This is a genomic window from Fervidicella metallireducens AeB (genome assembly GCF_000601455.1).
GTDB lineage: Bacteria > Bacillota > Clostridia > Clostridiales > Caloramatoraceae > Fervidicella > Fervidicella metallireducens.
This window is the reverse complement of record NZ_AZQP01000022.1, coordinates 1-12438: the sequence shown is the minus strand read 5'-3', so window position 1 is coordinate 12438 and position 12438 is coordinate 1. Positions and strand designations below refer to the sequence as shown.

General features: G+C 32.4%; 9 protein-coding genes. 8 read left to right on the top strand and 1 reads right to left on the bottom strand.

The features are described 5' to 3' along the window. Window positions 1-49: 49 nt before the first annotated feature. A complete protein-coding gene (glgP, locus tag Q428_RS07835; RefSeq protein WP_035379785.1) occupies window positions 50-1666 on the bottom strand; it encodes an alpha-glucan family phosphorylase in 1617 nt (538 codons plus the stop codon). 287 nt (window positions 1667-1953) lie between these two features. Between glgP and Q428_RS07830 the strand changes: the two genes are divergently transcribed. From Q428_RS07830 to Q428_RS07795, 8 genes are all read left to right on the top strand, one after another. Continuing rightward, complete coding sequence (locus Q428_RS07830; protein ID WP_035379784.1) at window positions 1954-2961, top strand: LacI family DNA-binding transcriptional regulator; 1008 nt, start codon at window positions 1954-1956, stop codon at window positions 2959-2961. Window positions 2962-3172: 211 nt separating this feature from the next. Then, complete coding sequence (locus Q428_RS07825) at window positions 3173-4393, top strand: sugar ABC transporter substrate-binding protein (RefSeq protein WP_035379783.1); 1221 nt, start codon at window positions 3173-3175, stop codon at window positions 4391-4393. 78 nt (window positions 4394-4471) lie between these two features. Continuing rightward, entirely contained in the window at window positions 4472-5434 is a 963-nt protein-coding gene (locus Q428_RS07820) for a carbohydrate ABC transporter permease (RefSeq protein WP_161633608.1), read from the top strand. Next, a complete protein-coding gene (locus Q428_RS07815; protein WP_035379782.1) occupies window positions 5435-6277 on the top strand; it encodes a sugar ABC transporter permease in 843 nt (280 codons plus the stop codon). A 24-nt stretch (window positions 6278-6301) separates the two neighbouring features. Beyond that, complete coding sequence (locus Q428_RS07810) at window positions 6302-8239, top strand: glycoside hydrolase family 15 protein (protein WP_035379780.1); 1938 nt, start codon at window positions 6302-6304, stop codon at window positions 8237-8239. Between the two features lie 31 nt (window positions 8240-8270). Further along, entirely contained in the window at window positions 8271-9386 is a 1116-nt protein-coding gene (locus Q428_RS07805; protein ID WP_035379778.1) for an ABC transporter ATP-binding protein, read from the top strand. A 344-nt stretch (window positions 9387-9730) separates the two neighbouring features. Beyond that, window positions 9731-12103, top strand: a complete 2373-nt coding sequence (locus Q428_RS07800; RefSeq protein WP_051515046.1) for a Lon protease family protein — start codon at window positions 9731-9733, stop codon at window positions 12101-12103. A gap of 83 nt (window positions 12104-12186) precedes the next feature. Next, window positions 12187-12438: transposase (locus tag Q428_RS07795; protein WP_035379775.1), on the top strand; the 252-nt coding region annotated here is incomplete at its 3' end.

Genomic DNA, 12438 nt, shown 5'->3' with positions numbered 1-12438 from the left:
ATAATCAGAAAGGCTGAGCACTAATTTCTTAGTGCTACAGCTATGTTTTTTAAGCCATATAAAGTTTTTCATAGTATTCCTTTAACATTCTTTCGATGCTGAAGGCATCTTTTGTTGATTTAATACTTTCCTGCATCATTTCAATCCATTTACTTCTGTTATTGTAATAAGTAGGTATAACCTCTTCTAACAACACTTTATACAAGGATTTTAAATCATGGGCATCCTGCTCTTTAGTATCTTTACTTTCAAAGCCATCTCCGATTTGCCATCCATTTATACCATGGTTACATGCTTCAGGCCACCAACCATCTAGTATACTTAAATTGAGGACACCGTTCATAGCAGCTTTCATTCCAGAAGTACCACTTGCCTCAAGAGGTTTTCTAGGATTGTTAAGCCAAATGTCTGCACCCCTGGTTAGCATCATTCCTATCTCCATATCATAGTTCTCAAGGAAAACTACTGAATTTGGATATTCCTTTGACATTTTTACCAAGTTTGAAACAATATTTTTACCTGTGTCATCTAGAGGATGAGCTTTACCTGAAAATACTATTTGTAATTTTTTATTTTCAAGTAGGGGACGTATAATACTTTCATCACTGAATATAAAATCGCTTCGCTTATATGGAGCAGCTCTTCTAGAGAAGCCTATTAATAAAACATCTGGATCCAGTTCAACTCCATTTCGTTCTTTGATAAATTTAATTAAGTTTTTCTTATTTTCCATATGGGCTGACCATAGTTTTTCAGGATTATTGTAATCGGCTAAAATATTAGCATCTACCCATGTCGGTTTATGTATTGCATTTGTAATTGGGATTATTGGAGCAGGGTAGTCTACATGGCTCCACATAGCATTTGCTGTTTCTGCATGAAGTTTTGCTACTGCATTTGCTTTCTTACATACTCTTAATGCTGCAACTGTCATATTAAATGGAGCTCCGCCGATATAAACCATTTGTTCAAGTGTTAATCCATTAAAAGCTCCCATATACTGAAGTCTATCTAATGGATGTTCTTCATTACCCTGCTTAATTGGCGTATGAGTTGTGAAAACAACTTGTTTTCTTGTTAACTCCAATGCTTTTTCAAAGGATTCTCCCTCTGACATTTTTTCTCTTATAAGTTCTAAAGCAGCAAAAACTGCATGTCCTTCATTGAAATGATATACATCTATATCAATGCCAAGCTTTCTTAAAGCTCGAACGCCACCTATTCCTAGTACCATTTCTTGAGCAATTCTTTCTTCTCCAAACCATCCATAAAGTTGGCCAGTAATCCATGTATCTTCATTTTCTGGTATATCTGTATCTAGCATATATATAGTTGCATTGTTGAATTTTTCAACTTTCCATACTTTACAAACTACATCTCTCTGACGGATTTTTACAGTTACCTTAACTCCTGTATCTTCTAAGAAATCGTATTCATAATTGTGATAGCTATCGTAAGGTTTTCCATCTTTACCAATCATCTGATCTGTGTAACCTTGTTTCCATTTGATACCTATTCCTATTATCGGTAAATCAAGATCCTTTGCTCCTTTCATATGATCTCCAGCTAGTATTCCAAGGCCTCCTGCATATTGTTTAAATTCAGATTGAAGACCATATTCCATACAAAAATAAGCTACTCTTGGATATTTCATATTATTCCCCATAGGAACCCTCCTCATTAAGATTGTTAATTCAAATTATAAGATAAATCAGAAAATAGTGCAACCGTTTGCACAAAAAATTGTTCTCATGTATAATTAAATTAATATCAGAATTTAGATATTTTTCTTTAGTAGATTCTGACTATTTTTGTTGATTTTTGTATGATATGATTGAAAGTAAGCCTGTAATTATTTATTATTTTGAATTTATCACGTTGCATTTTATAAAAAATCTTATTTGTGTTTGTGATTTTTGAGAAAATGAGAATTTAATTGAAGGAGTGAGGTATATGACAGTAACGATAAAGGATGTTGCTAAAATGGCTATGGTATCACCCTCCACAGTTTCAAGGGTAATATCTGATGACCCAAGAATCAGTGAAGAGACTAAATTAAAAGTAAATGAAGCAATGAAAGAACTTGGATATCATCCAAATGCAATAGCAAGAAGCTTAGTTAGTAAGTCAACGAATACTATTGGTGTAATAATGCCAAAATCTGCCCACTTGTCCTTAGCAAATCCTTTTTTTCCTGAGGTGCTAAGGGGTATATCGGCAAGTGCAAATGAAAATGGTTTTTATATACTTTTATCCATAGAAGATGACGGCATCGGAAAGGTCAATACAATAGATAAAATAGTTAAAACTGGCATGGTTGATGGTGTAATTATGCTTTACTCAAAATTAGAGGATGAAACTCTAAGAATGCTTATTGATAAAAATTTCCCCTTTGTTATGGTTGGAAAGCCTATAAATGGAACTAAAGTAAGTTATGTTGACAACGATAATATAGGAGCTTCATACGAAGCAACAACCCACTTGATAAACAAAGGCAGAAAATCAATTGCAATAATAACTGGACCATTAAACATGGTAGTTTCTTTAGATAGACTTGAAGGATATAAAAGAGCATTAATGGATAATAGAATTGAATTTAACCCTGATTTGGTTATATCAGCTGAATTTTCTAAAGAAAACGGTTATGGGGCGGTGGAAAATTTAATAAAAATAGGTAAATTACCTGACGCAATCCTGGCTGTAGATGATCTTTTGGCAGTTGGGGCCATGGAAGCTATAAAGGATGCAGGACTTAAAATACCGGATGATATTGGTATATTAAGTTTTAACAATATAACAACTGCTGAATATCTTTCACCTTCATTGACATCAGTAGATATTAACCCATATGAATTGGGAGTTGAGGCTACGGAATTGTTATTTCAGAAACTGCAAAATAAAAAATTGCTTCCACAGGCGAGAATAGTCCCAACGAAACTGATTATTAGAGAATCCTGTTAAAAGATTAAAAGGTGATTAACGATTAATTGTTACAAAGATACAAATATAAGTTATTCTAGATTTTATGTAATTTTAATTATCAAAAAATTTTAAAATATATAAATTATTAAAAAACAGTATTGACATTTATAGTAAATAAAATATATACTTAAATTGAAGATAATGCAAACGTTTGCACTAAGTGCATAATGAAAATCAAGGGGGGTCATTAATGAGAAAGAATTTTAAAAGGATTTTAGGTGTTGTGTTAATCGCACTGCTCATGCTGGGAGTTTTTTCAGGATGTGGTTCAAAATCAACAAATGGAGATGCAGACAAAAAAGTTACATTAAAGGTATGGCATTCTTGGACAGGCGCTGAGGAAGAAGCATTAAAGGAAACAACTACAAAATATACTGAGGCACATCCAAATGTAAATTTTGAATTACTTTATACTCCAAATGATAACTTTAAGGATAAGGTAGTAGCATCACTTCAAACTGGTGATGGACCAGACCTTTTCTTTGGGGCTCATGACTGGGTAGGAGTTTTAGCTACAGGAAATCTAATAGATCCTATTGATGATTATGTAGCTGACGTTAAGGATAATTACATCGAAAGTACTTATAATATTGCATCATTAAATGGAAAACATTATGGTTTCCCATTATCAATGGAAGCTGTAGTACTTATATACAATAAGGACTTAGTAAGTACTCCACCAACAACGATAACTGAAATGATAAATATAGCAAAGGAAAATGTAAAGAAGGGTAAAAGTGGTATTGCAGTTGATTTAAACAATACTTTCTACAATACTTATGGATTCCTGCAAAGTTTTGGTGGTAGCGCTTTAAAAGAAGATGGTGTTACACCTAATTTAGATGCACAAGGATATGTAGATTATTTAAAATTCTTAAATAAGTTAATCAATGTAGATAAAGTTATTCCAAAGCAACTTGACTATGGAACAGCTCAGGCATTATTCCTTGAGGGAAAAGCAGCATTCTGGATTAATGGACCATGGTGTTTTGCTGATATTGAAAAATCAAACATTAATTGGGGAGCTGTAGTTCTTCCAAAGAACGATATAACAGGAAAGGACTCAAGACCTTTCGTTGGTGGAAAGATGGCATTCCTTCCAAAGTCATCACAAAACAAAGAAGTAGCAGCAGATTTTGCAAAGTTCCTGACAAGTGCTGAAATCGAAAAAATGTTTAATGAAAAAGTTGGAACAGTTCCAGCTAATAAAGGCGTTGAGCTAGCAAAGTGGACAGACAAGTTAATCAGTGATGCAGCGACTTTAGGAGTACCAATGCCAGTAGTACCAGAAATGAATCAAGTTTGGCAGCCTGCTAAGGATTCAATCTCAGCTGTAGTTGATTCAGGAAAGTCAGCTGAGCAAGAAGCTAAGAAGCAAATGAAGCCGTTGTTAGTGCTATTAAACAGATGAAGGGTGAATAAGACATTTATTAAGTCTGAGGATTTCCTCGGACTTAATTTTTAAAACTTTTATGAGGATGTGATGTTTTTGCATACTGATGTTAGCAATATAAATGACACTGTACTTACTAAAAAGAATAGAAATTCGTTGTTTTACAGAATGAAAAAAAACAGAATGGCTTATTTATATATATTACCTGCCATGTTAGTAGTGTTCACTGTCTCCATTTTTCCTATAATATATGGAATTGGTTTATCATTCTTTAATGCAAATTTATATACAATGGGAAATGGTACAGTAAAGTTTATCGGGCTGAAAAATTATGTTAAAGCTTTAGGTAGTATAGATGCTGAGTTTTTCGTGGTTCTTTTGAGAACTTTTATTTGGACTATTGTCAATGTTTTTGCACACGTTACCTTAGGTTTAATTATAGCATTGGCATTAAATAGACAAAATTTGAAGTTTAAAGGTATCTATAGGACTTTAATAATTCTTCCATGGGCAGTTCCTCAATTTGTAACTGCACTGGTATGGAAAATGATGTATCATGAGCAGTTTGGATTTTTTAATCAATTTTTAGGGCTATTGGGAATAGAACCGATACATTGGCTGTCTAATGGTAAAATTGCATTTATAGCTGTAATTATTGTTAATATATGGTTAGGGTTCCCCTTTATGACTATGGTTGCTACTGGTGCCCTTCAAAGTATTTCAAGGGAATATTATGAGGCAGCAGATATTGACGGTGCAACAGCAATGCAAAAACTGCGTTATATAACCCTGCCACTATTAAAACCGGCAATGCTTCCTGCAACAATATTAGGAACAATATGGACCTTTACCAATTTTAATGTTATCTATATGGTAACTGGCGGTGGACCATCTAAAGCTACAGAAATAGTATCTACTTATCAGTTTAATGTTTTAACAAGACAAAATGCTTATTCAATGGCAGCAACTTACTCTGTTATTGTTTCTATAATATTGATAATCATTACACTAATAAATATGAAAGTGACAAAGGCATTGTCTGACGAGGGGGTAGAATAAATGAAGGGTAAAACTAAAGAGAGGGTAAGCTATTTCTTTACTCATTTGTTTTTGATTATAGTATGTTTATTAACTTTTATTCCTATCTGGTGGGTTTTATTAACAGCTTTTGATAAAAGAGTTTCTCTTGTTAGTACAGAATTTTTAATTTATCCGAGAAATCCAACGGTAGATAATTTTATCCAGGTTTTAAGCCATCCTAGCTTTGTAACATGGCTTAAAAACAGTTTTATATTTGCAGCAGGAACTACTATATTTTCATTGACTTTAGCAACGCTCTCAGCATATGCTTATTCAAGGTTTGATTTTCCTGGGAAAAAAGCTGGTTTGGCATCCTATGTTATATATATGATGCTTCCAACAACTGCGGCCCTTGTTCCACAGCTTTTGATTGTTAAGTATCTTGGAATTAAAAATTCATATTTAAGCTTAATTTTAATTTGGTCTGCGGCAAATATGGCCTTTGCAGTTTGGAATTTAAAAGGATATTTTGATACAATACCTAAGTCAATTGAAGAAGCAGCGATTATTGATGGAGCAAGTAAGTTTCAGGTCTTTACAATGATAATGCTTCCACTTGCAAAGCCTGCATTGGCTATAACTGCAATATTTATTTTCACTGCACCATGGACAGACTATGCAACTTCTTATCTGTTCTTAACTGATGCATCTAAATATACCCTTGCACAGGGACTATTTGGTTGGGCAGCTGATTTTAAAACTGTTTCATGGGGAGTTTTTTGCGCAGGCTCAATAATAATGGCATTACCATTAACTGTTTTATATCTTGTGTTCCAAAAATACATTATAAATGGATTAACAGTAGGAGGAGTCAAGGGTTAATTCTATAGGAGGTTAGTTAAATTTATGAAACCATACTTAACAAATGCACTAATAGGAAATTCAAAATTACTGGCTGCACTTAATAAAGAAGGTGATATAGTAAGATTGTGGTGGCCTCAGATTACTTATCCACAACATATAGATAAAAGTTTTGGTGGTATATTCATAGATGGTCAAACAGAAAATACTGTATGGTTCAATGATGATGAGTTATTAAGTGAACAGAAATATATTGATGATACAAATATTCTGTTAACAAGGACTGAATCAAAAAAATATAAATTCACAAGTGAATTGATTGACTTTGCAGTACCTGATGGAGATACAATAGTAAGAAAATATAGAATTTACAACATGGATAATAAAGATAAACATTTTAAATTTATATATTATTCTTCTTTTCAAAGTCATGATACTAAATTATTTAGTTCAGCAAATTTTGATTTTACAAATGATTGTATAGTTCACTTTAAACATAGATATGCATTTGCAATAGGCAGCGACGTTGAGATTAGTCAATTTACTACTTCAAAGGCTTTTCAAGACGCATGTGATGGAAATCTGGATGGTGTAGAGGTATCCTTATCTAATAATGGATGTATAATTTTTGATTTAGGATTAATTAACTCAGGGGATTTTAAAGATATTTCTATTTTTATTTCTGCTGGGGACGGTTATGATAGAGCTATTGAAGAACTAAACAGGATTAGAAAAATTGACTATATGCAATTGTTTAATTTAACAAAAGAACATTGGAAATCGCATTTAGAAAATGGCAAAAAGATTAACTTGGAAAACAAACGAATAGAAGAAATATACAAAAGGTCACTATTAGTATTTAAATTATTAACAGATGATACTTATGGTTCTATAGCTGCAGCCCCTGAGGTAGATGAGAAGTTTGAAAAATGCGGGGGATATGGCTACTGTTGGGGAAGAGATGCAGCATTTATAGTAACAGCATTTGATAAATCAGGATATACGGATATGTCAAAAAAGTTTTATAGATGGGCAAAGGAAGCACAACTTAAAAATGGAAGCTGGGAACAAAGATATCATATGGATGGGAGTCTTGCACCGGTATGGGGTCTTCAAATTGATGAAACAGGTGCAATTATTTGGGGAATGTACGAACATTATGATGCTACAAAGGATATAGAATTCATACAAGAGATGTGGCCTGCCATTGAAAAAGGGGCTGACTTCTTAATTGAATTTATTGATAAAGAAACAGGACTTCCCAGACCGTCTATGGATTTATGGGAGGAAAGAAAAGGGGAACATATTTATTCAGCAGCCTCTGTATATGGAGGATTACTTGCAGCAGCTAAGTCAGCCTTGGCTTTAAATAAGGATAAACATTATGAGATTTATTTAAAGGCAGCTGAAGCTTTGAAAAAATCAATATTGGAAATTGGATGGAAAGAGGAAAATAAATCCTTTTTAAGAATTATCAAAAGAGAAATTGATAAAGAAACCTTTGACAAGTTAAAAAATGAGAACAAAAAAGTTTCAGTTGAAACAGGAGTAAAAGGATATAGAAAATACTATCAGTTTGAAGATGATATCATGGATATTAGTCTTTTAGGTATTTCAGAGCCATTTAATGTGATAGATGCATTTGATGATAAAATGAAATCTACTGCAAAGAAGGTTGAAGAGGCTTTATGGGTTAAAGAGGTTGGTGGATTAAAGAGGTACGAGGATGATAACTATATTGGTGGAAATCCATGGATATTAACAACACTTTGGCTAGCTATGTATAAAATACGATTAGAGCAGTACGATGATGCTGTTAGGTTATTGGAATGGGCAACAGAGCATTCTACTGATCTTGGACTTTTGCCAGAACAAGTTGATAAAATTACAGGAGAACCAGCCTGGATTATACCTTTAACTTGGTCACATGCAATGTATGTTTTAACGGTTTTAAAATTAATAGAAAAAGGAAAATTACAGTAGTTAACAAACTGATTGGTTGGGAGGATATAAAATGGCAAAGTTATTGCTGAAAAATATTAATAAAGTTTATGCTGGTGGAGTAAAAGCTGTAGACAATTTTAATCTAGAGGTAGAAGATAGGGAATTTATTGTTTTAGTAGGCCCCTCAGGTTGTGGTAAATCAACAACTTTAAGAATGATTGCTGGGCTTGAAGAGATTTCTTCAGGTGAGTTATATATAGGAGACAGATTAGTTAATGATGTAGCTCCAAAAGACAGGGATATTGCGATGGTTTTTCAAAATTACGCACTGTATCCTCATATGAGTGTTTTTGAAAACATGGCTTTTGGTTTAAAGTTAAAAAAAGTTCCTAAAGATGAAATTGAAAAAAAGGTGAAAGAAGCTGCGGAAATCTTAGGTATTGAACATTTGCTTGATAGAAAACCTAAGGCATTATCAGGTGGACAAAGACAAAGAGTTGCATTAGGACGTGCAATGGTTAGAGAACCTAAAGTATTTTTAATGGATGAACCATTATCTAATCTTGATGCAAAACTTAGAGTTCAGATGAGAACAGAGATTTCGAAGCTTCATCAAAGATTAAAAACGACATTTATATATGTTACACATGACCAAACGGAAGCGATGACAATGGGAACAAGAATTGTAGTTATGAAGGATGGGGTAATTCAACAAGTAGATACACCTAAAAATTTGTATGATAATCCTGTAAATATGTTTGTTGCTGGTTTTATTGGAAGTCCTCAGATTAACTTTATAGATGTTACTGTTGTAGAGGATGAAGGAAATCTTGTGTTATTGATGAAAAACGGAACAAAGCTTAAGGTTTCAGATAAACACCAAAGGGCATTAAGGGAAGGGAAATATTTAAATAAAACTGTTGTTTTGGGGATAAGACCAGAACATTTGCATGATGCCAGTATAGATGCTCTTTCAAGTAACTTCAATTCAATTAAAACCAAGGTAGAAGTTACAGAGTTAATGGGAGCAGAGATATATTTACATGTAAAAATAGACACAGCTCCTTCAATTGCCAGAGTAAATTCAAAGACAGAAACAAAATTGTTTGATGATGTGACTCTTCATTTTCATTATGATAAGATGCTTTTATTTGATAAGGATACAGAAAGAGCTATTTCATTTTAAACGTTAGTATACATATCATATATGTATTAGGCTGTTGGAAAAGTAATATATTGATTAGCCCCATGAAGGATTTCTTGGGCAGACCTTCATTTCGTAAGCAATTTTAAGCTTTTTAAAGTCCAAAACCTAAGAATTGCTAGAGCTCATGAAATATGCCTTTTTGAAATCCTTTCAAGGGGCTTTTTCATACTTTAACTAACAAGTGAGTTTGTCAACAATCTGACTATTGGGTAATCCAATAGTTTTTTTGTTTTGAAAGATATTTATTGCAAAATTTTTATTAAAAGTATTATTTAAAACGCTTTGATTCGAATATTATATATTAAGGCAAAGGAGGGGATATGATGTCACATATTATGGAATTAAAAGCTGAAGATTTAGAGATAAAATTTGATATTTTACCTAACTTCGAAAATACTTCAGAGATAGCACCCTTTAAAGAAATGATTGGCCAGGATAGGGCTATGGAAGCCATAGAATTAGGATTAGCAATAGATAGTTATGGATATAATATTTTTGTTTCTGGGAAAAGTGGCACGGGTAAAAAGAGCTATATAATGGGAAAACTAAAAGAATATGCAGCAAAAATGAACACACCTGAAGATTGGTGTTATGTTTATAATTTTAAAGATGCTAATAAGCCAATTGCATTAAGGTTAAATCCAGGTACTGCTGAAGAATTTAAAAATGATATAGAAATGTTAGTGGAGAGTTTATTTGAAGATGTACCTAAATATTTTGCAGGAGATAAATATGAAAGAGAACGCAGTGATGTAATAGATAGATATCAAAAGGAATTATTAGACTCTGTAGAAGTTCTTTACGATGAGGCAAAGAAAAAAGGATTTAATGTAAAGAGTACAAACGATGGTTTTGCATTTATTCCTTTAAAAGACGATGAGGAAATGACCGAAAAGGATTATAATGAACTTTCAAGTGAAGAAAAAGAGGAAATAAATTCGAGGGTTTCAGAGTTAAAGATATTAGCACTGGAAGTTATCAGGAAAACTAAATTGATTAAAAAAGACATGAATAAAAAATTAGATGATATGGATAAGGGGCTTGCAGGTTATGTAATTAACAGGAAAATAAAAAAATTGAAAGATAAATATAGCTACAACTCTAAAATATCAGAATATATAGATGATTTTAAAATGGATTTAATTGAAAATATAGAAGCTTTTATGGACTATGAGGAACCAGAAGAAAGATATGATGAGAATTTTTATAAGAGATATTCAGTTAACATATTAATTAACAATAAAGAGTTAACCGGAGCACCAGTAGTTTACGAAGATACACCTGAATACCATAAACTTATTGGAATAATTGAATATGAAAATAAACAGGGAACTTTAGTAACTGATTTTACGATGATACAACCAGGAAGTCTGCACAGGGCAAATGGAGGATTTATTGTTATTGATGTCATGCAGTTGCTTCTAAGTTATCAAGGTTGGGAAGCATTGAAAAAATGTTTAAAATGTAAAAAAATTTTTATAGAAAATTTGAAAAATCAGTTTGATATAATTCCACTTGTAGCCCTAAAACCTGAGGAAATACCACTCACTGTAAAAATAGTTTTATTAGGGAGCCCAGAGCTATATTATCTGTTATATGAACATGATGATGAATTTAAGGAACTATTCAAAATAAAGGCAGATTTTGAAAATGATTTTAAAAACGATAATAATGTGATAATGAAAACCCTGGGGTTTGTAAGTAATTATTGTACGGAAAATTCCATTAATCATATCACCAGAGATGGTTTTATTGAAATTTTAAAATATTCTTTGAGACTTGCAGAAAATAAAAATTATTTTACTGCAAATATGGATAAAATAGTTGACATAATAAATCAGGCAAATTGCTTTTCAAAAAATAACGGTGAAAGTGTCATTGATAAAAGGCATATTAAGGCAAGTCTCATTGCTTTAAATAAAAGACATAGTTTATATAGGGATTATATGCTGAATATGTATAAAGAGGGAAAATATTTAGTTAATGTAAGTGGATACAGAATAGGAGAGATTAATGCATTATCAGTTATTGATTATGGTGATTTTGTTTTTGGCAAGCAAAACAGGATTACGGCTGTCACTTATGCTGGAAAAGAAGGAGTAGTTAATATTGAAAGAGAAACTAATATGAGTGGAAACATTCATGACAAAGGTGTTATGATATTATCGGGTTATATGTATGAGAATTATGCACAAAGCAGCCCAATTGCATTTAATGCTAGTATCTGTTTCGAACAGCTTTATGGAGGAATAGATGGTGATAGTGCCTCAGCTGCTGAGTTAATAGCTTTAATGTCAAGCCTTGGTGATATAGAAATTAAGCAAAGTATAGCTGTTACTGGTTCAATTAATCAAAGGGGTGAAATTCAACCTGTTGGGGGTATAAATGAAAAGGTAGAAGGTTTTTATGATATATGTAAAATTTATGGTTTGGATGGCACCCATGGAGTGATTATACCTTATTCTAATAGAGATGAATTAATAATAAAAGACGAAATTATTGATGCTGTAAGAAATGGAAAATTTCATATTTATACCGTTGAAAGAATTGAAGATTGTTTCGAGATATTGTGTAATCCTAATCTGATGAAAGCATCAAAAAAAGATATTATGGAGATTATAAATGAAAAAATAAATCAAAAACTCGAAAAATATAAAGGTGGTAACCCTTCAAAAAAGAAGAACAGGGACATATAAGTGTTGTTTTGAGCCAATGAATAACATCTCCCTTCAAAGGAAATACTATTCTCAGAGTAAACTTTGAAGGGAGATGTTTTCTTATGCCAAGGATTGCACGTCAGAAAAAAGAAGATGCCATTTTTCATGTAATGGCAAGGAGTATAAGTGAAGTTGATTTGTTTAAAGATGATGAGGATAAGCTTAACTATTTATCCTTAGTTAAAAAATATCAAAAAACCTATGAATTCAGAGTATATGGCTACTGCCTTATGGATAACCATCTACATCTGATAATAGATGCCAACGGAGCTGATATTTCAAGGATTATGCACAGCATAAATTTCTCCTATGCC

Excerpts from the sequence above, each read along its gene's own strand:
- glgP (WP_035379785.1), bottom strand. The coding sequence starts at position 1,666 with ATGGGGAATAATATGAAATATCCAAGAGTAGCTTATTTTTGTATGGAA.
- Q428_RS07825 (WP_035379783.1), top strand. The coding sequence starts at position 3,173 with ATGAGAAAGAATTTTAAAAGGATTTTAGGTGTTGTGTTAATCGCACTG.
- Q428_RS07815 (WP_035379782.1), top strand. The coding sequence starts at position 5,435 with ATGAAGGGTAAAACTAAAGAGAGGGTAAGCTATTTCTTTACTCATTTG.
- Q428_RS07810 (WP_035379780.1), top strand. The coding sequence starts at position 6,302 with ATGAAACCATACTTAACAAATGCACTAATAGGAAATTCAAAATTACTG.
- Q428_RS07805 (WP_035379778.1), top strand. The coding sequence starts at position 8,271 with ATGGCAAAGTTATTGCTGAAAAATATTAATAAAGTTTATGCTGGTGGA.
- Q428_RS07830 (WP_035379784.1), top strand. The coding sequence starts at position 1,954 with ATGACAGTAACGATAAAGGATGTTGCTAAAATGGCTATGGTATCACCC.
- Q428_RS07800 (WP_051515046.1), top strand. The coding sequence starts at position 9,731 with ATGTCACATATTATGGAATTAAAAGCTGAAGATTTAGAGATAAAATTT.